Origin of the sequence: Microvirga zambiensis WSM3693 (assembly GCF_016735695.1) — a bacterium.
GTDB classification, from domain to species: Bacteria; Pseudomonadota; Alphaproteobacteria; order Rhizobiales; family Beijerinckiaceae; genus Microvirga; species Microvirga zambiensis.
In genome coordinates this window covers 1-23,000 of record NZ_JAERQD010000030.1, presented here as the reverse complement: position 1 = coordinate 23,000, position 23,000 = coordinate 1, and the positions used below count along the sequence as shown (strand labels likewise).

Below are 23,000 nucleotides of genomic sequence, written 5' to 3'. Positions count from 1 at the left end.
AGAGAATTCCTTATGTCAAAGCAACCGGACAAAACAACTCTTACGACCGCGGTCTACCAGAAGCTCCGCTCCGATATCATTCGAGGAGCGTTCAACCCTGGCGAGAAGCTCCGGATCGAGGGTATCGCGTCTCAGTATGAGGTCGGGAGCAATGCGGTCCGCGAGGCTCTGTCGCGACTGTCGTCCGAGCGTCTGGTGGAGCGGCACGAGCAGCGCGGCTTCTCCGTCCCGACGATTGCCCTCGACGACTGGCGCATTCTGGTCAAGACCAGATGCTGGCTCGAGACACGGGCGCTGCGGGAGTCGATGCTGAACCGGGACGACGCTTGGGAGGAAGCCATCGTCGTGGCCCTTCACAGGCTCTCTCGCTTCCGATCCGACAGTGCAGAGGATCGGGCCCGGTGGGAAGACGCGCATCGCAACTTCCACCGCGCGCTCCTGGCGAATTGCGGATCGCCCTGGCTGATTGAGTTTTGCGATATCCTTGCCGATCACGCAGTGCGCTACATTTCAATCTCGAACGCCTATCGTAAAGCAGGGCGTAACGGTCAGGCGGAGCACGAAGATCTCATGAAAGCGGTGCTTCATGGCACGCCTGACGACGCCTGCGACCTTCTGGTCAGGCACTACACGAAGACACTGCAGACAATCGAGGAGTTGTTCGACGATCATCGATTTCCCGTGCCGACAGACGAAGACTAGGGCACTTTCACCGACATCCCACCAACCTTTCGCTTGTTCCTGAAGGCCGAGAAATGCAGCTTCCTATCGACCCGCTCTATCCTTCCCGCCGCTCCCCGGTTCTGGCGCGAAACGCCGTTTCGACCTCGCACCCGCTCGCGACCGAGGCAGGCGTACAGGCGTTGCGCAAGGGAGGCAACGCCGTCGATGCGGCCCTCAGTGCCGCTATCGCATTGACGGTGGTCGAACCGACCGGGAACGGACTTGGATCGGATGCCTTCTGCATTCTTTGGGATGGCAAGAACTTGCACGGTCTGAATGCTTCCGGCCGCTCGCCGTCGGCCTGGTCGGCCGATCGGTTCGCCGGGCATACGGCCATGCCGCGTCGTGGGTGGGAGAGCGTGACGGTGCCGGGTGCCGTATCCGCCTGGGCTCAACTTTCCGAACGCTTTGGAAGATTACCCTTCGAGGCCCTGTTCGAACCGGCGATTGAGTATGCGGAGCGCGGCTTTCATGTCACTCCGATCATCGCCGAGCAATGGCGGCGAGGGGCGAATGAATTGAAGGATCAGCCCGGTTTCGCCGACGCTTTCATGCCGGATGGGCGTGCTCCACGCGCCGGCGAGATATTCCGGTCGGCAGCCTTCGCGCGAAGCCTGCGCCTGATTGCGGACTCAAAAGGAGAGGCGTTCTATCGCGGTGAACTCGCCGAGCGCATCGCTGCTTTTGCTAGAAAGCACGACGCGGCTTTGACTGCCGACGATCTGGCTGCCCACGAGAACGATTGGTGCGGCACGATCAGCAAGGATTTTGGTGACGCGGCGCTGCATGAGATTCCACCGAACGGTCAAGGCATTGCCGCATTGATGGCGCTCGGGATCCTCAAGGCAACCGAGATCGCGGAGCTTGCGCCGGACAGTCCGGAAGCGCTGCACCTTGAGATCGAGGCCATGAAGCTCGCCTTCATGGATGTTCATGCTTACGTTGCCGACCTGTCGCATATGCGCGAGGTGGCGGACACGCACCTTCTCGACCAAGCCTACTTGGCGTCGCGGGCAAGGCTGATCGACCGGACGAAGGCGTCCTCATTTCCGACCGGAGCGCCGAGAGATGGCGGCACTGTCTGCCTCGCGACGGGCGACGCTGACGGCATGATGGTGTCCTACATCCAATCGAACTATGCGGGCTTCGGTTCAGGGATCGTGGTGCCGGAGACGGCAATAAGCCTTCAGAACCGCGGGTTCGGCTTCTCTCTTAAACGGGGGCATCCCAACGAGGTCGGTCCGCGCAAACGACCGTTCCATACGATCATTCCGGGATTCATTATGGGCCGCTCGGGGCCGCTCATGGCATTCGGCTTGATGGGCGGGCCCATGCAGGCGCAGGGTCACCTGCAGATGATGTTGCGGACGCAGTTCTGGAAACAGGATCCGCAGACCGCCGCAGATGCGCCGCGGTGGCGCGTCATCTCCGGTCTCGATGTCGCGCTCGAGAGCAGCATGAATCCGGCGACGGTCCAGAGACTGTCGGATCTCGGCCATGCGGTGGTGTCCGAAGCGCCTGAGGCCAGCTTTGGCTTCGGCGGCGCCCAACTCGTCCAGCGTATCCCAGGTGGCTACGCGGCGGGCTCCGACCCACGAAAGGACGGGCAGGCCTCAGGCTACTGATGTCGCCAAGGGCCTGCCGCGTGGGTTGCAAGATAGAAAGGCATCTATTCTTCGGCCGCGGTTCGTGCTTTCAGCGCATTTTCTCTAAGCGTGCGAAGGAGCGATCCGCGGCAATGCCGCATCCTCGATCACTCGGGTGAACATGGCGGAGAAGATGGGTACGTTCTGCTCCAGGAGCATGTTGTCGCCATCGCACCCTTCAGGACCAACGTACTCCTCACAGCGAGACGCGTGAGCGAACCAGGATCGTGCGAAATACTGCGAATCCGCCCAACCTGCGCTTGGAAGAAACAAGGATGTCCGACCGGAAAACGAAGAAGGCCTATAATGCGAGACTGCTGACACCGTTGCCTGCTCGACAAGGGTGCGACGTGCAAGCGATGGGTCCTCTTCCGCCGCGCTGTCAGGCTCCTGCGATGCTTTCAACCTGCGCTTCGTGACAGACATCACCTTGTAGGCAGTCGTGCGTAGCCCATCGATGTCGGCACTTGCACGCCGCAGGTTTTTCAGGACGCGCTCCTTTAGTCGATTATAGGGCCGGAAATACGCAGGGTGGGGGCTGCCGAACAGTGCCAAAAGGAGAACAGGAACGTCGATCCCTTCGAGCTGTCTGGCGAGTTCGAATGCGATCGTGCCGCCCGCACAAAATCCGGCGATGATAACGGGCTGCGTTGTCGTCTGACGAATCTGTCTTGCGAAATATCCGGCGATTTCCTCGACCTTTCCGAGAGGCTTCTCGCCACCGTCGAGACCAGGTGGCTGAAGGCCGAAAAAGGGCTGCTGAGCGCCGAGATTTTGAGACAGGGCCCGGTAACAGAAGACGTCGCCGTTATGGCCGGGGACCGCGAAGATGGGAGTTCCGCCGCGGTGCTTTTGAAGTGGAACAAGGCTCTTCTGCTCCTCGGACCGCTGCTGCACCGACTTGAGAGACTCCAAAAGCTCGGCTTTGTGTTGTGCAAGAAGCGACCTGAGTTCGGGGGTTAGGACACCGGTCGGAGCTTCACAGCGTAGTCGGTCGCCCTCGGCCCAAATCGTAACCTCCTTCTCTCTCAGCTCTGCGAGAATCGACCCGATACTCATATCTCGATCTCCTCGCGCCCGCTCTCTCCTGCCGACATGGAACTGGGGCGCATCGACAGAAGAAGGCCTTCGACGAGTTCGCTTTGACCGGCAATCGTGGGATTTTCGAAGATGTCGCGGAGGTTCAGATTCGCCTTGAGTTCATTGCGGATCCTGGTCAGGGCTCGTGTGACCAGCAGCGAGTAGGCCCCCAATGTGAAGATGTCTTCATCCGTGCCGATATTGTCCCTGCGCAGCAGCTCGCCCCAGATACGGCTGAGCACGATTGCCGAGTTTGGGATGGCCGGCCGCGACTCGAGCGAGGGCTTGGTCACGCTGGATGCAAGGGCGGCGAGCGCGTTCCGGTCCACTTTGCCGTTGTTCGTCAATGGGAACAGATCGACGACCGCGAAGCGCTGCGGAACCATATGTTCGGGGAGACGGGTCGCAATGAATTCACGAAGCGACTTCTCTGTCGGAATGCTGTCTCGGGCAATGACATAGGCCGTGAGGAACGGAAGGCCGTCCGGAGGTGCATCCGCAAGAACCATGCACGATTGAACCTCAGGGTGCTCGAGTATGGTCTGTTCGATCTCGCCAAGCTCTACCCTATATCCGCGAATCTTCACTTGGTGATCGATGCGCCCGAGATACAGAAGCGTGTTGTCGTCATTCATTTTCACAAGGTCGCCCGTCTTGTACAGCTTTGCTCCTCCTGCCGGGAGAAAGCGATTGGGTAGGAATCGTTCGGCGGTGAGGCCGGGTCTGTTCAGATATCCCCCGGCGACACCGTCTCCGCCAATATAAAGCTCGCCAGCCTCTCCATCCGGAACGGGGTTGAAATCGCTGTCGAGTACATAGAGCTGGGTATTCGAGATCGGCCGTCCGATCGAAACCGACCCTTGGTGCGGATCAAACGCCTTCACTTCGTGAACACAGCAGCCCACGACAGTCTCGGTCGGACCGTATTCGTTGAAGATGCGGGTTTTCGGCGCGAATACACGCCACTTTTCAAGGATCTCGGACCGCAGGTTTTCTCCGCCGATCACCAGAGCATCAGCTGACGCCGCGATTTCCGTCTCTCCCAATTCCTGAGTTACCATCTCAAGATGCGCGGGGGTAATCTTCACCAATGCATAATGCTTCCCTTGGCGCATCGCCTTGATAAGTTCTTGGCCGCCCTCGCTCTCGGGAAGAAGCTCAACAGCACCTCCGACCAGCAGAGCCGGATACAAGCTGGTTACCGTCAGATCGAATGCAATCGAGGAATGCACCGGGACTATGCAGCCGCTGCGCACATCATAAGCGCTTATCGCCCAAGTCAGGTAATTGACCAGCCCGTGATGCGTGATCATCGCCCCTTTGGGCTTTCCGGTCGATCCGGAAGTATACATGACATAGGCAAGTGCGGCGGGCGTAATAGGAGCGGCAATGCTCGCCTCCTGCACACCGGCGGTGTCGAGCTGATCGCCGTCGAGTAGAACTGTCGATACATTGGCCTCAAAGTGGTGGGCCAGCGATGTGATCGTCAGAACACAGGACACATCGGAATCGTCCACCATGAAACGCAGCCGCTCGCGCGGATAAGTCGGATCGAGGGGAACATAGGCAGCGCCCGATTTCCAGACACCAATCAGTGCTGCAACGAGATCGGGGCAGCGCGGAAGACAAACGCCGATCAGATCACCCGGCCGGACGTCGAGAGACCGGAGATGTCGCGCTATTCGGTTGGCGCGATCGTTCAGTTCATCGTAGGTCATCGTCTGGTCGCCGTACCGGACGGCTACCGCGTTCCTATCGCGATGCACCTGTTCCTCGAACAGCACATGGACGCATTCATTCGGGTAGGGCGATATCTCCCCCTTGATCCCGGTCATGCCCATGGTCATCGGGGCATGCGGTATTCGTGCGTGCGCGAGATGCATTTCTACCTGAACGGAAGAGTCTAGGTTCGCGACATCGGGTGTTTGATCATCCATCATGGCGCTTATCCCGCTAATTCGACCGTGCTCGGCTGCTAAAGTGTGGACGCAATGATCTCGTGCATGATTTCATTCGTTCCTCCATAGATTCGCTGGACGCGGCTGTCGGTCCAAATTCGTGCGATGGCATATTCAAGCATGTAGCCGTAGCCACCGTGCAGCTGAACGCAGGTGTCAACGACCTTCCACTCGGTGTCCGTGAACCAGAGCTTCGCCATTGCGGCGGTCAGGTCGTCGATCTTGCCCGTTACGCAGCGCTGAATGCAGTCGTTCAGGAACACACGGCCGATGTGCGTTTTTGTCTTGCATTCGGCGAGCTTGAAGCGCGTGTTCTGGAAATCGATGATCGACTGACCGAACGCGGCCCGATCTTTGACGTATTCCGTCGTCAGCGTCAGCGCCCGTTCGGCCGTTACAAGTGCTTTTGCCGAGATCGTGAGACGCTCGTAGGGCAACTGCTCACCCATCTGCATCAGGCCGTGGCCCTCGGAAGGCCCTAGCAGATTGGCTTTCGGAACACGGACGTCTTCGAAAAATATTTCGCAGGTGTCCTGGCCATGCATGCCCACTTTTTCGAGTGGAGATCCCACTCTGTAACCCTGCAGGTCTGCCGTCTCGACAATGATCATGGATATGCCCCGGAACGGGGCGACGTCCGTATTGGTCTTGGCGGCCAGGCAGACCAAATTCGCGAGGGAACCGTTGCTGACGAAAGTCTTGGAGCCGTTTATGACGTACTGATCTCCATCGGGTCGTGCGGTTGTCCGGATCGACGGGAGATCCGACCCGGTGCCGGGCTCCGTCATTGCAATCGCCGCAACGAGGTTGCCCCGGGCCATTTCCGGAAGCCATCGGCGCTTCTGTTCCTCCGTACCGTAGGACAGGATATATCGCGCTACGATGCCTTGAACCGAGCAGCCGAAATGGACGCCGGCTGCTGCAAGCTCCTCGCAAACAATGATTTCATGAGCGAAGTTGCCGCCGCCGCCGCCATAGTCCATGGGTACATCGGCGAGCAGCAGTCCGGCCGAACCGGCTTTCTTCCAGGCTTCAGCACCGGGGTTTTTGCGTTTCCGCCATTCGTCCTGGGCTGGCGCGAATTCCGTTTCCACGAACCGGCGAACAGTGTTGCGGAATATGCGAGTTTCGTCAGTTTCCCAGAGCGGCTCGCAAAAAGATGACTCCATTGGCACAACCTTGCGCGAGGGAAGAATTCGTTTTTGTTGAATGACGCCTGAGCAGTATCAGTCACAATTTCGTGACTAAATATTCCACCGATTTACTGCTTTCGGTAATGATCTTTGGCTCTACCACTTATTAGGGGTCGCATTAACTCATATGAGCAGATTTACGAGACCTGTTAAGGTTATCGAAGTCCAGTTGATAGATACTCGACGGGCAATGAACTGAGGAAACAGATGTCAGGCCTGCAACTCTTCCTCACCACGGATAAAAGGCTAAGGAATGTTCTTGGCATGATTGGTGCATCTATGCTTGCTCGACTTCACGGCTGGGTAATGCTGGGTCTTACCAAGTACATCCGTGATCGCACGCGGCCAACCGTACACGATGGCGTGGCGGTGAGACACCTCGCTTCAGCTCACTGAGCCTACGACGACATCGTCAGAATTTCTCACGCACGTGGCATTGATTGCAGCATGATATCATGTTGTGCTGCATCAGAATTCGTCGATTCCGCTTGGCCAAGGTGCCTCGCAGCGCGAAATCAAGCATCGATAAGTTGGTCGCGTGTCGGCATCCCAGGCTGGGCGCCATGGGCCAGGCAAGCCAGCGATGCTCCATGGCATGCTCGCTGAAGAGCCGTTCTCAAGGGTAGAGCTTCATCGAGCCCGCTTGCCAGGATGCCGACGAAGGTGTCGCCGGCTCCCGTCGTGTCGAGTGCACGTATCGGCTGCGCATTCACGGCTTCGTTGCGCCCATCGGGATGAAACGCGATGGCACCGCGTGCACCTGCCGTGACGATGCAAAGGCAGCCGCTTCTCGAGAGATAGGCGCCTGCTTCCTCGTAATTGCCGGTCTCGCAGCCGAGAAGCCGTGCCGCGGTGATCGCCTCATGCTCATTGACGACAAAGACATCGGTCTCGTTGATGAGATCCGAGAGGTCTCTCGGCGAGAAGGCCGGCGGAGCAGGGGCGAAGTTCCAGATGACGCGGCCGCCCGAGGCCCTCACATGGCGAGCGACATTGAAGGATGCCGGAAACGGCACCTCCATTTGAAGAACGGCAATCGTCGAGGCATTGACCGGGAAATCGAGAACCGGTGCTTCCGTCAGTGCGGCGTTTGCTCCGCTGGCAACGGTGATTGCATTCTCGCCGCGCTCATCGACGGTGATGAACGCGCAGCCGGTCGGCTCCGCGCTTCCTGAGATGAAATCGGCCACGACACCATTGCAAACGAGATTGTCGCGCGCCGATCGGCCAAAGGCGTCGTCGCCGACGCAGGCAGCTAATGCCACCTGATGCGGCAAGGATGTGCGAGCGGCGGCAACCGCCTGGTTCGCGCCCTTGCCGCCAAACAGGGTTTCGTATCTCGGGGAAAGGACGGTTTCACCGGGACATGGAATGGCCGGAACGCGGGCGACAAGATCGATGTTGATCGAACCGAAAACGACGATCATGTCACACGCACTCCCTTTCCCGGTCGATCGGCTTCAGCCTTCGGCATCCATGGCGTGGAGCTTCTCCACGCGGCGGCGGCAGTCCTCGTCGGTCGAGAAAGTTGCCGAAAGATAGGAGGCGACCAGGTCCTGCGCGAGCCAGGAGCCGACGATCTTGGCACCGATGCACATGACATTGACGTCGTCGTGCTCGACCGATTGATGGGCCGAATGGATGTCATGGCAGACTGCGGCGCGGATGCCCTTGACCTTGTTGGCCGCGATCGACGCACCGACGCCCGTCCCGCACACCATGATGCCGCGCTCGGCCTCACCGGACTTGAGCTTCTCCGTCAGGGTGCGGGCGATGTCCGGAAAATCGACAGGCTTGTCATCGAAGGAGCCGACGTCGATAACCTCGTGGCCGAGCGAGCGGACGTGTTCGACCACTGCATTCTTGAGGGGCCATCCGGCGTGATCCGACCCGATTACGACGCGCATTGAGTAACCTTTCTTTCGTGATTGCAGGTCGAGTGGTGCCGGAGCACCACTCGATTTCGTACAGGCTCAGCTCCGCATTTCCTGGGGGAGCTCGCTGCCATGGAACTTCTTGTAGATTTCGTTCAGCTTGCCGTTTTTCAGGTTGATCGAAATCCACTCGTTGAGCTTCTCGATCAGGGCCGGCTCGCCCTTGCGCACGCCGACGGCGAGATCGAAGGTGCGGATCAGCACCTTGGGCTCGAAGGCACGGGACGGGTTCTTGACGCCGATCTGGTTCGCAATCGTTGCCGAGGTCGCAACGCAATCGGCCTGGCCGGAGACGGCCGCCGTCACCATCGTGGCGTCGTCATCGAAGCGGGCGAGGGTGAGGTTCCGATCCTTCATGTTGGACAATTCGGTGTCCTGGGTCGTGCCGCGGGAGACGGCGATGGTCTTGCCCTTCAGATCGTCCCAGCTCTTCGCATCGACGGTCTTCAGGCACGCGACAACGGATTGCAGAGCTGCATAGGCCTTGGTGAAGTCGATCACCTTGGCGCGTTCCGGCGTGACGGAGAGGGTCGAGATGATGATGTCCGCCTTGTTGGTCTGGACGTTCGGAATCCGGGTCGCGCCGGTGGTCTGGACGAACTCGAGCTCGAGCCCAAGGTCCTTCGCGAGAAGCTGGGCGGTTTCAACGTCCGATCCCGTCGGCTTGAGATTGCCGTCCATCATGCCGGACGGTGGAATCGCCAGGTCGGTCGCGATGCGGATCTTCTTCGCCTTCATGATGTCGTCGAGAAGGTCGGCATGCGCGGCGGTGGCGCCGAGCGCCACCACGCAGCTCATGGCGATTGCAGCAGCGGAAAGCGTGCGTTTCATCATCGTCTGTGTCTCCCTGGATATTGCTTGTGGTTCAAAGCCCTGTGCCAACGAACTGGGCGAGTTCCGGAGTTGCGGGCGATGTCAGGATCGCGGCGGGTCCCGTCTCATGGACCTTGCCGCGATGCATGAACACCACCCGGTTGGCGATGCCTCTGGCAAATCCCATCTCGTGCGTGACCATCACCATGGTCATGCCGTCCGCAGCGAGCGCCTCGATGACTTTCAGAACCTCGCCGGTCAGTTCCGGGTCGAGGGCCGAGGTCACTTCGTCGAACAGCATGACCTTCGGCTGCATGGCAAGCGAGCGGGCGATCGCCGCGCGCTGCTGCTGGCCGCCGGAGAGCTGTTCGGGATATTGGTGGAGCTTGTCTTCCAGTCCGACCTGGGCAAGAACCTGGCGCGCCTGCTCCTTCGCTTGGGATTTCGAGATTCCCTTCACGGAACAAGGGGCAAGCGTGATGTTCTCCTCGATGGTCAGATGGGGGAACAGATTATAGCTCTGGAAAACGATGCCGACATCCTGACGCAGCGCTCTCAGATCGAGCTTCGGGTCGCTGACGCGATGGCTGCCGACGACGATCTCGCCGCTGTCGATGGTCTCGAAGCGGTCGATGCAGCGAAGTGCGGTGCTCTTGCCCGAGCCGCTGCGTCCGATGAGGACGAGAACTTCGCCGCGATCGACCTCGAAGCTGACGCCGTCGAGGACTTTGAGCGGGCCGAAGCTCTTGTGCACGTTCCTGAGGGAAACGACCGGCGATTGAGACGCTACGTTCGAAATCTTGTGCATGTCAGGCAGTCCCGAGTGAAAGGCGGGCAGGGCCGCTGCGCATCTCCAGGCGGCGGCTGATGCGCGAAATCGGATAGCAAAGGGCGAAATAGATCACGGCGATGATCGTGTAGATCAGGAACGGCTCGAACAGGGAGTTGTTGATGATCTGGCCGGACCGCGCCAGTTCCACGAAGCCGACCACCGATGCCAGCGATGTGTTCTTGATGATCTGAACCATGAAGCCCACGGTCGGAGGCGTCGCGATCCGCATCGCCTGCGGCAGGATGACCTTCATCATCCGCTGAGCCCGGCTGAGGCCAAGGCCTTCCGCCGCTTCCCATTGCGGCTTCGGAACGGATTCGATACTGCCGCGCCAGATCTCGCCGAGATAGGCGCCGACATAGATCGTGAGCGAGGCGCCTGCCGCCGTCAGCGGAGAGACGGTCACGCCGAGCGTCGGCAGGCCGAAATAGGTCAGGAACATGATGACGAGAAGCGGCGTACCCTGGATCAGCTGGACGTAGCCGGCGCTGAGAAGCCTCACGATCCGGTTCGGCGAGATGCGGCAGAGGGCGATGATGAACCCTGCAATTCCGCCGCCGAGCAGGCCGATGAGCGACAGGCCGATGGTCCACAGCGCTCCATACCCAAGGAACATCAAATGATTGGCATTGAGAGAACCGCCCATCTTCTCCTCCTCACAAAGGGGTGCCGAGGCGTCGACGACGCGGGAAGACAACGAGGCCGAGAAGCCAGAACCCGGCGCGCATGATCAGCGACAGGACGATGTAGACGATCGCGACGAGGATGTAGGTCTCAAAGGCGCGGTACGTGTCGGACTGGACATAGTTCGCGACCGCCGTCAGTTCCTCCGCAGAGATCTGGGACGTCACCGACGAGGCCAGCATCAGCAGCACGAATTGGCTCGTCAGCGACGGATAGACCTTTTCGATCGCCGGCCACATGACGACGTGCCAGTAGATCTGAGCCTTGGACAGCGCCAGCCCTTCCGCGGCTTCGATCTGCCCGCGAGGAATGGAATCGAATCCCGCGCGGATGATTTCGGTCGTATAGGCGCCGACATTGATCGTGAGCGCTGCCGCCGCAACCGCGAAGGCGGAAAACTTCAATCCCAGGCTGGCGAGGCCGAAATAGACGAGGAAGATCTGGACCAGAAGCGGCGTGTTGCGGATGGCCTCGACATAGATGCCGCAGATCCGCGAAACGACGGGATGGCTGCTGCGTCGCCCGATGGCGCCAAGGACACCGATGACCGTGCCGAGTACGGTCGCGATGAAGGCGAGCTGGAGGGTGAGCAATGCCCCATCCAGGAAGGCCGGCCACCGTTCGATGATGGCGGCGAAGTCCAGATTGAGATTCATCCCTCTCCGCTCCCCGTCATACGGCCGTCTGATTGGTCATTCGGTCGTAGACCCGGAACAGGGCCTGATTGCCGTTGGCGCCTTCGCCGTGGGCGCGCGCTTCGACATACTGGCTGGTCACCAGCGCCGTTCCCGGCAGCGGAATGGAAAGCGAGAGCGCCTGCTCCTGCACGAGGCGCAGATCCTTGAGCATCAGGTCGATGCGAAAGCCCGCAGAAGCATCGCCTGCGATCATCGATGATCCCAGCTTGTCGAGCATCCAGGACGCCGCAGAGCCGCCGAGGAGGACGTTGCGGAGCTGATCGAGATCGACCCCTGAGGCGCGGCCGAGCGCAAGCGCTTCGCAGATGGCCTGGAGGTTGATGGCGCAGACGAGCTGGTTGCAGAGCTTGACCGTCTGCCCGGCTCCGGCCTCGCCTACATGGGTGATCGTCGTGCCCATGGCCCGGAAATACGGCTCGGCACGCAGGAAGGCGTCTCCGTCGCCGCCTGCCATGATCGAAAGGGATGCATTCTTGGCGCCGACAGGGCCGCCGGACACGGGTGCGTCGAGAAAGGCAATGCCCGCAGCCTTGAGGTCGGCATGCATGCGCCGGACGGCGACGGGCGAGATCGTGCTCATGTCGACGACGAGCCGGCCCCTTGGCGGCGAGCTCAGAAGGCCGCCTTCGCCATAGACGATGTCTTCGACCTGCGGCGTGTCGGGAAGCATGGAAATGACGATGTCGGCATCCCGTGCAGCATCCGCCAGGCTTTCGGCTGCGTGCGCGCCATGGGGAACGAGATCGTCCGCGGCATCCTTGCGGACATCGTAGGCACGCACCGCGTATCCTGCCTTGAGCAGGTTGAGGGCCATTTCGCGCCCCATCGTTCCCAGACCGGCAAAGCCGACTGTACCCTTATGGTCGTTTCGCTCCATCACGGCGTCTCGCTCTTGATTTGTGTTGTTACCCGGCGCTCACGGATCGCGATCCGCCGATTGCGGCCCGACGGCGAAAATCGTCGCCAATCGCGAAATGCTCACGCATGACCCTTTCGGCATGTTCTGGGTCGCGCCCGACGATCGCATCGAAGATGCGGCGATGATCCTCGATCAGGTAGGTCTTCATCGTGTCGAAGACCTGAAGCAGCTCGCGCCGGCCCTGGTGGGAGCGCATCAGGATTCCGGACATGGAATCGTGAAGGACCATGAGCGTTTCGGATTTCCCCGCCATCACCACGGCGCGATGAAATTCGAAATCGGCCACGCCGCCGCTGTCGGCATCGTCGATCGTTTCGACGATGCGGGAGAGCGCCAGCTGCAACTTCTCGAAATCGGACACGGTCGCCCGTTCGGCGGCAAGCCGAACGGCTTGGCACTCGATTGCGATGCGCGCCTGCATCACGTCGTCGATGACGTCGGATTGCTGCGCGAAGGCGAAGGTGAAGAAATCGTTGAGGACGGAGAGGTCCGGACGGCGAACGATGGTCCCGACCCGGTCGCGGATTTCCACGACACCGAGAACCGTCAGCGCACGCAGCGCCTCGCGCAGGATCGGTCGGCTCACACCGAGCTGCGCAGCGAGATCGCGTTCAGGGATGAGCCGGTCACCCGGTCGCAACGAGCCCGCGAGCAGACGCTCGCGCAGGAAGGCAAAAACCTTCTCGAACCCCTTGCCGCCACTCTCCCTAAGCCGCGTGATTTCTAGATCAGCGGTCATGTATCTTACCTTGGTCAGACCAAGATACATACCACGGTCAGCCAGTCAAGCGGCAGGGATCATCCTTGGCTGCCACTGGATGTGGCAGGCGCTTCCAGGTTCCTTTCAATTGGATCGTGGCGATGGTTGGCCTTTCACCGCTTGCCGAGTCAGGCAAATGAGATCGGCTCTCCGTGATGTCTCACGAGGGAAATGCCCGAAACGGCACATCTGGGCTTGGCCATCTGCTCCCAAGCTGCCTAATCAACGGCGGGGAGCGCCTGTTTCAAAGATAAATCGAAAATATTACAGATACTTAGATAATGGCGACGCTTCGATGATCGGATCGGGCCAGTCGACGAGCCGGAGCGCGAAGGTCCGCGCCCCGCCTTCCCGGTGTCGTCAGAAGTCGTCGGACCCATCCCTGCATCGATAGCCGATGAAGCATTGCGGATTGTTGGAGCTCGGAACCCATGCCGGTTCGGGGAACTGGTCGACGAGGCATTCCGAGCCGTTCTTGACGTAGCGGGCGTAGGTGGAGGGTCCAGTATCGAGGACGACTGCGCCTTCCTTCATGACGAGCTGGCGGTTGGCGCCGCAGGTCCGCTGGGAGGTCGGTGGCCCGACCTGGGCCATGGCCGTCGTTGCGCATAGGGTGAGGACAGAGAACGTGAGCAGGCATCTCATCATCATTTCCTCCTGTGGCTTGAATAGTAGGTGTCGGCGGCCGGCTATGCCCGGTCGGCAGCCTTCTTGACCGGGGGTATGGTCCATGTGCCGTCGATGATCGACGGGTTGCTTTCGTTCGGCCAGTACATCCGCAGCATCAGGATGAACTTGCCGGCCGGCGCCGGCAGCCAGTTCGCCTCCTTGTCCGCTCCCGGCGAGTCCTTCTGGATGTAGAGATCGACCGACCCGTCCGGATTGGCCTTCAGGTTCTGGCGTGCGCTGATCGAGTAGCGGTTGATCGGGTTGGGCACGAAGAAATAGGCGCCGTCATACATCGTCAGCGACCAGAAGCCCTCGACCGGTGGCAACTGGCCCTTGGGAAAGCGCATGACGTACTTGTTGGCGCCGTCATAGGCCTGGCTGTCACCATCCTTCTGCGACGTCGGATAGACGGCGTCTTGCGGGCGGTTGGCTCCAAGGCCGATCGCCGTGATGAGGGCCCGCATCAGGTAGTCGGTGCCGTAGATGCCGGTTTTCGTCGTAAATCCCCAGCCATTGATGTCGCGGACATCCTTGTTGATCTTGAACTGGATCATGATCCGATCGTTGGCGATCTCCGGAATGCGCTTGGCGAAATCGGCACGCAGCTTGCTGGCGTCGAAATCCTGGCCGGGGACGAGCCCGATCCGGGCGAACTTCGCGAGGGCGGGGGCATCGGCGGCTGAGGGAGGATTGGCCTTCATCAGCTGCGCCAGCAGGGTGAAGTAGGCCACCGCGTCCATGCTGTTCACCTGATCGCGCACGGCGGTCTTCATGTCGATCGAAGGATCGACCTTGCCGGGGGGCGGCGTGTACGGTTTGCCGTAGGCGCTGAGCGGCATCAGCTTGACCTGATCCTGGAGCGCATGCACCTCCGCATAATCCTCCGGCGTGCCGGTGCAATAGATGCGGCCGAGCAGCCAGACGATGTTGGTGGGCGACTTGTACTCCTTGACGCCCGCCGGCAGCGTTCCGGTCCAGCCGGGCCCCGTGATGGCAAAGGTCCGGGCGCCGGTGCCGGTGGTGCGCTTGCCGGGAACCTGGAAGACGTTCGTCCAGCCGTCCAGCATCGGCATGAGGAAGTAGCGGTCCTTCATGTCCGGCAGGCTCAGGACCCAGGGTTCCTGGCCGACGTCGAAAAAGGCGGTGGTGTAGAGCGTATCGGCGTTGGGCGCGGTCACGTCGCGGAACGCGGCATCCGGATAGTGCCTCATCTTGATGACTTGGCCCATCGGCGCCCGGGTGCCTTCGGGGGCGGCCACGTTGGTAATGATGCGCCGCGTCATCTCCATGGTGACTAACGGGTAGCCGTAGACATAGGCGTCGGTTGCCAGCCAGAACTCTTCGAGTCCGTCGTCGATGCCTAGCATCTCGCCGAGATAGGCCTTGCTGGGCGTGCTCACGGAAGTCCCGGCAAGCAGGCTCAAGGCTCCGATCGCAGCCTGGCGACGGGTCAGATCGATTGTCATGACGAAACTCCCTTTGCGTTTCCGTTGCGAACACGGCGCGGCGTCCAGAGAGCACGCCTTCTGCGCACTGACCGGACGCTAGCAACAGGGGAGCGTCTGCGCCTGTAGCATCGTGTAATTTACATAGTGGCGGCGACCGTCAGTGTCGGGCTGCCGATGCCTGAAGGGCCATTTCCGCAGCCGTCCGTGCCGGGACCGGAAAGCCGGCCTTGCGCGCGCCCTCGGCGAAATGGGCCGCGTCCTCCGGCGGATAATTTCGCTTGGCCATCTCGTCGTCCCAGTGATCGAAGATGGTCGGACGCATGCGCAGGAACGCGTCGCGCGCCTCGGCGGCTGCGGTTGCCTTGCCGAGCTGGGCGTAGATGACGGAGGCGACGAAGTGGTAGAGGGGAAACTTCTCCAGCGCCGCCTGCCGGATCAGGCTTTCGGCGCGGGTGTAGTCGCGCTGCATGTAAGCGTAGACCGCCAGGGTCCCGCTATAATAGCCGGAATGGCCCGGGTTGCGGGCGAGGGCCTGCTCCAGCAGTTCGGCACCACGCCGCCAGGCTCCGGCCTGACCAAGACGCGTCCCGAATTCGCCGAGCAGCTCGGTGTCGTTCGGGTTCAGCGCCACTGCCTTCTCGCCGACCTCCAGGGCCTCGACCGGCCGTTGGGCGAAGAACAGCGCCATCATCAGGGACTGAAGCGCCCGCACGTTCTCCGGATCGAGACGAATCGCACGGCGGGCGGCCTCGAGCGAGCGTTCGATTGCCGTGGCGGGTTCGGTCCTCGGATTGAACCCGAACCGATCCTCATCGAGATAGACGACGGACAGCATTGCCCAGGCGGTCGCATAATCTGCATGTAGCCCCACGGTCCGTTCCAGGCAGGCCCGGATCGCGGCATGGCTCTCCTCCGACAGCGCTGCCCTGTACTCGTAGAATCGCAGGGTGCAGGAATTAGCCTCCAGGTCGTTCGGCGCGCGCATGCCCGACTGGGTCTGGCGGGCCCGCTGGATGATGCCGTATGGCTGCGCCACCGCCGTGGCGACCTTGCGCGCGACATCGTCCTGGATCGTGAAAATATCGCTGGCCTGCAAATCCTCGTCGTAGGTCTGCGACCACAGGACGATGCCGGTTTCCGCATCGAGGAGCCGGCCTGTGATGCGCAGGCGGTGCGCTGCGGTCCTGACGCTTCCCTCCAGCACATACCGGGCGCCGAGGTCATGGCGGATGCGGGCGGCATCCGCTCCCGGCGAGATGCTGCGGGACGTCTCCCTCCCGAGGACGGTGATCTCCTTGAAGCGAGCAAGCTGGCTCAGGATCTCCTCGGTCAGGCCATCGGCATAGGTCCTGGCTGCCGGAGGCTCGCCAAAATCCGCAAACGGTATCACGACGAGGGTAGGTTCTCCGGAGGGCAAGGGGGCGGATGCTTGGGGTGCGCCGGTTGCATCGTCACGCAACATGCCCCACAGGACGAGGCCGGCAAGGAGGACGACCACGAGGGTCGCCGCGCCGAGCCAGGGCGTCCAGCGCCGTGGCGGCGAACCGACAGGATATCCAGGCCCAGCGGCTGGGGACGGATGCGATTCTGCGGCATGCGGCGTCTGCCAGGCGAAGTGCGGGACATATGCTCCCTTCGGGATGGTGATGATGACCGGGTCTGACCGGCCATCGGAGAGATAGTAGCGCTCGAGGGCCCGGCGCAGCCGTCCTGCCTCGATGCGCACGACCGGATCGCTCTGGGCATCGAAGTCCGACGTTCGCTCGAACACCTCCGTCCCGATGGCATAAGCCTTGATGCGGTCCGCGCGGCCGGCAAGCGTCTCCTCGACGACATAGCGCAGGAACCTTCGGGCCCGTGCGGGTGCGTCGAGGTCGGGGCTGGCGAGGAGAACCTCGAGCTGGGCGCGCACGTCATCCGCCGCCGGCTGCGACTGCGCCTGCGGCGAGGCACCGTCAGTGCCATCGCTTTCGCCGAGCATGGATCGGTCCGCTATCCGTGGGCATCGCAAGACGCCGTCCCCGTAACCTACCGTAACATACTCCCCATGCGCGCGGTATGGGTCGATGCTGGCAATGATGGGACAGCGCACCCGCGCCGCCCGAACCCGGCAACGGGGTTACGCCATGCACTACGCCGTCCAGGCCGTCATCGCCCGCTTCCCCGACCGGGGACATGCCATCGAGGAATTGGCCCAAACGGACGAGGAGTTCCTGTCGCTGTGCGAGGATTTCGCCGAGGCCGAAGCGGCTCTCGCGCGTTGGGAGCGCTCTTCCTCGTCGGTGAGGGAAGCGCGCTGTACCGAATATCGGGATATGGTGCGGGAACTCGCGGTCGAAATCGAGGCCGAGCTGGACCGCCGCAAGGGCAGTGAGCTGCCATGATGACACCAGAGCCGGATCGCGACTGCAGCGTGTAACTTAGAGCCTGATCCGCTTCTCTCCGGGATCAGAGTGCAGAGTTCGACTGCCGCGCTAAAAGATTGCGCTCCACACTCTGCAAATGGATCCGCATCGCCCCTGCAGCGCCGTTCATGTCGCGGTTTTCGATGGCTGCAATGATCGCCTCATGCTCGATGAAGCTGTGATGGTCGGGCTCCGGTTTGACGGGATTCGACCTGAGACGGCCCCATGTCACCGCCCGGCGCAGGGAATTCAGCATATCGAACAATCCAAGCAGTGGGGTGTTCTGCGTCGCCTCAGCGATGGTGCGGTGGAGACGGGTGTCCCAGTTTTCATATTGCCGCCACGTAGCAGCTTCCCGTGTCCTGGTCTGGCACAGCCTCAACTCGGCGAGGTGCATCGGCGTCGCCGTCAAGGCGGCCGCACGAGCGATCTCGGGTTCGATAATCAAGCGGGCGCGCATCAACTCTGCCGGATTGGTCCGCTTCGCCAAGGCGGCGATATCTGAGAGACTGTCGGTGGGGCGGTTCCCCAAAAAGGTGCCTTTCCCGACGTGGCGCCAAATCTGACCCTCGGCCTCGAGTGTTCCAAGCGCCTTCCTCAGCTCGGTCCGTGTGACGCCCAGGGCGACAGCGAGGTCCCGTTCGGGCGGCAAGCGGCCGTCTTCAGGCAGTTCGGTCTGCGCAAGGTAGGCTCTCAGCTGGGTGACGATGCCCCGATTGGATCCTGCCTCACTGTACATCTGCATCTGCCCGTCTCAACCAATTCGAGATTGGTCGGATCTTTGATCCAAATATTGCACCGCGTCAATAGAAATAATCCTTGACACTCTCTCAGCCAATTGCAACCAATGCATTATTGGTCGTAAATGGTGCGGCCGGCATCCAGAGCGGGTAAACCGCCTAAAACAACGGGAGAGAAACATGTTCAAGGACTTAATGTGCTTAAAGGCAGGCGCTGCAGTTCTCGCGATTGGTACCGCGCTCCTGACCTCGAGCGCAGCGGAAGCGGCCAAGGTTCGTGTGGTTTATGGTGACATCGCCAGTGTGGAATCCCTGCACCTCCTGGCGGCCTTCGAGCGGGCCAAGGAACAGGGCGTCGATATCGAGATGACGTACCTGAAGTCCGAAGACATCGCTGCCCAGGCAGTGGTCGGGGGCCAGGCCGACATCGGCGTTGGAGGACCCTATGCTCTCGTGCAAAAGGTCAAGGCGCCGATCCGCATGTTCATGCAGCTTTCGACGCTGCGCTTCTACCCGGCCGTCAACGGCGAATTCTACAAGACCTGGAAGGATCTTAACGGTCAGGAGGTCGCCGTTCATTCACGCGGTTCCGGAACCGAAGCCATCATGAAGCTGATGGAGCAGCGGCAGGGCATCAAGTTCTCCAAAATCAGCTACATCCCAGGCGCCGAGGTTCGCACGGGCGCTCTGCTCCAAGGCAACGTCAAGGCGAGTATCGTCGATTCCTCAGGTCGCCGCCTGCTTGAGACTCAGGCTCCCGGCAAATTCGTCATCCTGCCGCTCGAAGGCGTGAACGCAACCGACGAGGCTCTGTTCGCCAACACGAACTTTCTCGAGAAGAACGCGGCGGATGTCGACAAGATCGTCGAGGCCATTCTCACCACTTGGCGCGAAGTGACGGCCAATCCGGCCGTGGTTTCGGAGTGGCGCGCCAAGTACAAGCTGCTTCCCGACTTGCCTGCCGCGCAGGCAAGTGACATCGGGCCTTATTTCGATGAACTCGCGAAGGGCAAGGCCTTCCCGCTCAACGGGGGCGGCGCTGCAGCGGCAAAGGACGACTTCGCCTTCTATACCCTCTCGGGCCAGCTCACGGGTGAGGCCGCCAGTCTGAAGGTCGAGGATTTCTGGGACACCCGACCGCTGGATCGCGTCCTCGCCAAAGTCGGCTCCAAGTAGGGCGCCGGCATGATGGCTTCCTCTCAAGTGAACGGCCCCGCGCGGGCCGTCCATTCGCCGGCAGGCTGGGGCTTGAGCCTCGGCCGCCTGTTCACAGGCCACCCGATTGCCACGAGAGCGATTTCACTGGGACTCTTCTTCCTGATCTGGGAGATCGCCGGGCGTGTGCCGATCAGCTATGCGTTTCCGACCTTCCTCGACACGCTTTGGGCCTTCGTCTCCATGCTGCTCGATGGCAGCCTCATCATTGCCTACGGATCTACCGTTCAGCCCTTGATCATCGGCATTGCCATTTCAGCCGTGGTGGGGGTCGGGCTCGGCATCGTGATGGGGTTGTCGCGCAAGGCCGAGTGGCTCGTGGCACCACTCTTCATCGTCCTTCAATCGGCTCCCATGGCAGCCCTCATCCCGCTCATCACCTTCGTGTACGGCATCGGCCTTGTGGCAAAAACCCTCGCTGTCATCATGCTTGCCCTGCCGGTGATTGTTCTGAACGGCTACAAGGCGGTACGAAACGCCAATCCGTCTCTGGTCGCCATGTGCCATTCGTTTCAGGGCACGCGGCTCCAGCAGATTTCCAAAATCATCATCCCCGATGCCAGTCCGGTAATCTTCGCTGGATTGCGCCTCGGCCTTGCCGCCGGGTTCATCGGCGTCATCCTGGCCGAGCTCCTGATCACGCCGACCGGAATCGGAGATCTCATCACCTACCATCGCTCAGTGGCCAACTATCCGGAAATGTATGCGGCAGTTGTTTCCATCATCCTGGTCTCGACCTTGACGCTAACAGCACTGGAAGCATTCGAGGTCCGTGTGCTGCGTCCTGAAAAGAAGAGAGGTTGATATGACCGTTCCCGCTTCTGCCATTCACGCCGTGACTCAGGTTGCAGGCGACGTCGCCGTCGAGGTGCGCGGCATCTGCAAGAACTACGGCGACATCGAAGCGCTGCGCCTCATCGATCTCGACTTCCCCCGTGGCAAGCTTACGACGCTGCTTGGCCCCTCCGGCTGCGGCAAGACCACCCTGCTCAAAATCATCGCCGGTCTGGTCGAGCCGACGTCGGGCGAAGTGCGTGTGAACGGCAAGACCGTCACCGGCCCGGGCCCGGAGCGCGCCTTCGTGTTCCAGGATTTTGCCCTGATGCCGTGGGCGACGGTGATGCGGAACGTGGCCTTCGGGCTCGAGCTGAAAGGCATGGGCAAGGCGGAGCGCCAGTCCATCGCCCGTCACTACATTGCCGAAGTCGGCCTCACGGGCTTCGAGGACAAGTACCCGCACGAACTCTCCGGCGGCATGCGCCAGCGCGTCGGTCTTGCGCGGGCCTTCGCCGTCAATGCAGAGGTGCTGCTCCTAGATGAGCCGTTCTCGGCGGTGGATGAACAGAATCGCCGCAAGTTCCAGGAAGACCTGCTGCAGCTGGTGGAGAAGGAGCGCAAGACCTTCATCTTCGTGACGCACAGCATCGAGGAGGCCGTCTACGTATCCGATCGCATCGTGCTGCTTTCGCGGCGGCCCAGCCGCGTCGCACAGATCATCGAGCCGAAGATCGACCGAACGGCGTCTCCCGATGCCATCCGTCGTGACCAGGGCTATCTCGATACGGTCGAGGAGATCTGGCAGGGCCTCAAGCACTACGTGGACTGAGGGAGAGAGGCATGACGCTTTACGGCTACCGGGTGCCGATGATGGCATCCCTCCTGGTCTGGTGCGTGATCTGGGAGCTGGTCGGTCAATCCGGTCTGATGTTCCTGGTGCCGCCGCTTTCGAGCGTAATGATGGCCGGCATCGCGATGGTGCAGACCGGGACATGGCAGGCGGCTGCACTGATCACGCTGCACAGTTTCGCCGTCGGCATGGTGCTCGCCATCGTGGTCGGCGTCACGCTCGGCGTGCTGATGGGGCGGTTCAAGGCCGCGGACGAGTTGTTCAGCATCTGGGTCAACATCTTCGTCAGTGCGCCGCTTTCGGCCCTGGTCCCGGTGCTGATGATCCTCTTCGGCATGGGCGAGACCACGGTCATCGTGACGGTCTTCCTCTTCGCGGTGTGGATCATCGTGCTGGATACGCGAGCGGGCATTCAGCATGTGCCGAACTCGCTCATCGAGATGGGGCGCTGCTATGGCGCCTCTCCCTTCGCCCTTTACGGGAAAATCGTTCTCCTCGCCGCATTGCCGGAGATCCTCGCGGGGATCCGTCTCGGCCTTGTGCGCGGCGTAAAGGGTGTTGTGATCGGCCAGCTGCTGGTGGCGATCATTGGATATGGCGAACTGTTTGAACTCTATTCACGCAGCTTCGACATGGAGAACTTCTGGGCTCTGACGATCATCCTCTTCGTTGCGGCGATGCTGATGTCGGCGGCCATCGAACATATTGAGAAAAAAGTCGACTATTACGCAGGAGTAAGATGATGAATGCGCCTCTCGCCGTGACCGGATATGTCATTCAGCCGGCACCGGTTGCCACATTGCCCGTGCAGGGCAGCGACAAGCTCTTCCCGATCCATCGTATCTATTGCGTCGGCCGCAACTATGCCGAGCACGCCATCGAGATGGGGCATGATCCTTCGAAGGAGCCGCCGTTCTTCTTTCAGAAAAACCCGGACAGCATCGTCACTGACGGCAAGTTTCCCTATCCCAGCGCAACCTCGGATGTGCACCACGAGATCGAAATGGTGGTGGCGCTGAGCAAGGGCGGCACCGACATCCCTGTGGAAGCGGCGCTCGATCACGTCTTCGGCTATGGCGTCGGCCTCGACATGACCCGCCGCGACCTCCAGGGCGAAGCCAAGAAGCTGGGACGGCCATGGGAAGTCGGTAAGGCCTTCGAGGCTTCCGCGCCCTGCGGTCCGCTGGTCCCTGCAAGCGAGATCGGCCACCCGACATCGGGCGCTGTGGCCCTGAAGGTGAACGGCGAACTCCGCCAGCAGGGCGACCTGAACCAGCTGATCTGGAAGGTGCCGGAGATGATCTCGTACCTGTCCGGCCTGTTCACCCTGCAGCCGGGCGACATCATCATGACCGGCACGCCGGCTGGCGTCGGCGCAGTCGTGCGCGGCGATGTCATGGAAGGTTTCGTAGAGGGCGTCGGCAAGATCGAAGTCGTCGTCGTCTAACCTGTACAGTCCGTATTGTAACGTCTCGGTACGGGCGAGGGGCATTTAACACCGCGGTGCATTCGCATGTGCTGCGGTGCAATTTTAAGGCGGGAGACAACCGCCGCATCCAAATCGGTCAGGAGCCAAAAGTGGCGAAGATCAAGGTAGCCAATCCGGTCGTCGAGCTCGACGGCGACGAGATGACCCGCATTATCTGGCACTTCATC

23 protein-coding genes are annotated in these 23,000 nt (G+C 61.1%); 8 read left to right on the top strand and 15 right to left on the bottom strand.

Annotated features, from left to right (window positions below):
* Nucleotides 1-12 precede the first annotated feature (12 nt).
* Nucleotides 13-702 (top strand): GntR family transcriptional regulator, encoded by a 690-nt coding sequence (locus JKL46_RS20720; RefSeq protein ID WP_201836806.1) that lies wholly within the window; start codon nt 13-15, stop codon nt 700-702.
* Between the two features lie 53 nt (nt 703-755).
* Complete coding sequence (locus tag JKL46_RS20715) at nt 756-2,348, top strand: gamma-glutamyltransferase family protein (protein WP_201836804.1); 1,593 nt, start codon at nt 756-758, stop codon at nt 2,346-2,348.
* Nucleotides 2,349-2,432: 84 nt separating this feature from the next.
* On the opposite strand, the gene JKL46_RS20710 is transcribed toward JKL46_RS20715, so the two are convergent.
* From JKL46_RS20710 to JKL46_RS20645, 14 genes are all read right to left on the bottom strand, one after another.
* On the bottom strand, nt 2,433-3,428 hold the full coding sequence (locus JKL46_RS20710; protein ID WP_201836802.1) for a thioesterase domain-containing protein: 996 nt from the start codon (nt 3,426-3,428) through the stop codon (nt 2,433-2,435).
* Complete coding sequence (locus JKL46_RS20705; RefSeq protein WP_201836800.1) at nt 3,425-5,389, bottom strand: non-ribosomal peptide synthetase; 1,965 nt, start codon at nt 5,387-5,389, stop codon at nt 3,425-3,427. The genes JKL46_RS20710 and JKL46_RS20705 overlap by 4 nt, the downstream gene beginning before the upstream one ends.
* Nucleotides 5,390-5,424: 35 nt before the next feature.
* Complete coding sequence (locus JKL46_RS20700) at nt 5,425-6,576, bottom strand: acyl-CoA dehydrogenase family protein (protein WP_201836798.1); 1,152 nt, start codon at nt 6,574-6,576, stop codon at nt 5,425-5,427.
* A 539-nt stretch (nt 6,577-7,115) separates the two neighbouring features.
* Nucleotides 7,116-8,027, bottom strand: coding sequence for a ribokinase (locus JKL46_RS20695; protein ID WP_201836788.1), 912 nt, complete (start codon nt 8,025-8,027; stop codon nt 7,116-7,118).
* A gap of 33 nt (nt 8,028-8,060) precedes the next feature.
* Nucleotides 8,061-8,507, bottom strand: a complete 447-nt coding sequence (gene rpiB, locus JKL46_RS20690) for a ribose 5-phosphate isomerase B (protein ID WP_201836786.1) — start codon at nt 8,505-8,507, stop codon at nt 8,061-8,063.
* A 66-nt stretch (nt 8,508-8,573) separates the two neighbouring features.
* Entirely contained in the window at nt 8,574-9,368 is a 795-nt protein-coding gene (locus JKL46_RS20685) for a transporter substrate-binding domain-containing protein (protein ID WP_201836784.1), read from the bottom strand.
* A 31-nt stretch (nt 9,369-9,399) separates the two neighbouring features.
* Nucleotides 9,400-10,155 (bottom strand): amino acid ABC transporter ATP-binding protein, encoded by a 756-nt coding sequence (locus JKL46_RS20680; protein WP_201836782.1) that lies wholly within the window; start codon nt 10,153-10,155, stop codon nt 9,400-9,402.
* A 1-nt stretch (nt 10,156) separates the two neighbouring features.
* Nucleotides 10,157-10,825: an amino acid ABC transporter permease gene (locus tag JKL46_RS20675; protein WP_201836780.1), complete on the bottom strand. Its 669-nt coding sequence runs from the start codon at nt 10,823-10,825 to the stop codon at nt 10,157-10,159.
* A 10-nt stretch (nt 10,826-10,835) separates the two neighbouring features.
* Complete coding sequence (locus JKL46_RS20670; RefSeq protein ID WP_201836778.1) at nt 10,836-11,519, bottom strand: amino acid ABC transporter permease; 684 nt, start codon at nt 11,517-11,519, stop codon at nt 10,836-10,838.
* 16 nt (nt 11,520-11,535) lie between these two features.
* The gene (locus JKL46_RS20665) at nt 11,536-12,441 is read right to left on the bottom strand and encodes an NAD(P)-dependent oxidoreductase (RefSeq protein ID WP_343074086.1); all 906 of its coding nucleotides are present in this window, start codon (nt 12,439-12,441) and stop codon (nt 11,536-11,538) included.
* 25 nt (nt 12,442-12,466) lie between these two features.
* Entirely contained in the window at nt 12,467-13,219 is a 753-nt protein-coding gene (locus JKL46_RS20660) for a FadR/GntR family transcriptional regulator (protein ID WP_201836774.1), read from the bottom strand.
* A gap of 381 nt (nt 13,220-13,600) precedes the next feature.
* Nucleotides 13,601-13,891 (bottom strand): hypothetical protein, encoded by a 291-nt coding sequence (locus tag JKL46_RS20655; protein WP_246529433.1) that lies wholly within the window; start codon nt 13,889-13,891, stop codon nt 13,601-13,603.
* Between the two features lie 38 nt (nt 13,892-13,929).
* Nucleotides 13,930-15,375, bottom strand: coding sequence for a DUF1254 domain-containing protein (locus tag JKL46_RS20650; RefSeq protein WP_210381416.1), 1,446 nt, complete (start codon nt 15,373-15,375; stop codon nt 13,930-13,932).
* 139 nt (nt 15,376-15,514) lie between these two features.
* Complete coding sequence (locus JKL46_RS20645; RefSeq protein ID WP_201836772.1) at nt 15,515-17,338, bottom strand: tetratricopeptide repeat protein; 1,824 nt, start codon at nt 17,336-17,338, stop codon at nt 15,515-15,517.
* Between the two features lie 94 nt (nt 17,339-17,432).
* Between JKL46_RS20645 and JKL46_RS20640 the strand changes: the two genes are divergently transcribed.
* Complete coding sequence (locus JKL46_RS20640; RefSeq protein WP_246529432.1) at nt 17,433-17,741, top strand: hypothetical protein; 309 nt, start codon at nt 17,433-17,435, stop codon at nt 17,739-17,741.
* A gap of 64 nt (nt 17,742-17,805) precedes the next feature.
* Here the strand turns inward: JKL46_RS20640 and JKL46_RS20635 are convergent, their stop codons facing one another.
* Entirely contained in the window at nt 17,806-18,507 is a 702-nt protein-coding gene (locus tag JKL46_RS20635) for a FadR/GntR family transcriptional regulator (protein WP_201836768.1), read from the bottom strand.
* Between the two features lie 175 nt (nt 18,508-18,682).
* On the opposite strand from JKL46_RS20635, the gene JKL46_RS20630 reads away from it, so the two are divergent.
* The 5 genes from JKL46_RS20630 to JKL46_RS20610 are packed head-to-tail and all read left to right on the top strand — an operon-like array spanning nt 18,683 to nt 22,791.
* On the top strand, nt 18,683-19,678 hold the full coding sequence (locus tag JKL46_RS20630) for an ABC transporter substrate-binding protein (RefSeq protein ID WP_201836766.1): 996 nt from the start codon (nt 18,683-18,685) through the stop codon (nt 19,676-19,678).
* Between the two features lie 9 nt (nt 19,679-19,687).
* Nucleotides 19,688-20,521, top strand: coding sequence for an ABC transporter permease (locus JKL46_RS20625; protein WP_201836764.1), 834 nt, complete (start codon nt 19,688-19,690; stop codon nt 20,519-20,521).
* A 1-nt stretch (nt 20,522) separates the two neighbouring features.
* A complete protein-coding gene (locus JKL46_RS20620) occupies nt 20,523-21,323 on the top strand; it encodes an ABC transporter ATP-binding protein (RefSeq protein ID WP_201836762.1) in 801 nt (266 codons plus the stop codon).
* Between the two features lie 11 nt (nt 21,324-21,334).
* Complete coding sequence (locus JKL46_RS20615) at nt 21,335-22,087, top strand: ABC transporter permease (RefSeq protein ID WP_201836760.1); 753 nt, start codon at nt 21,335-21,337, stop codon at nt 22,085-22,087.
* On the top strand, nt 22,087-22,791 hold the full coding sequence (locus JKL46_RS20610; RefSeq protein WP_201836915.1) for a fumarylacetoacetate hydrolase family protein: 705 nt from the start codon (nt 22,087-22,089) through the stop codon (nt 22,789-22,791). The genes JKL46_RS20615 and JKL46_RS20610 overlap by 1 nt, the downstream gene beginning before the upstream one ends.
* Nucleotides 22,792-23,000 lie beyond the last annotated feature (209 nt).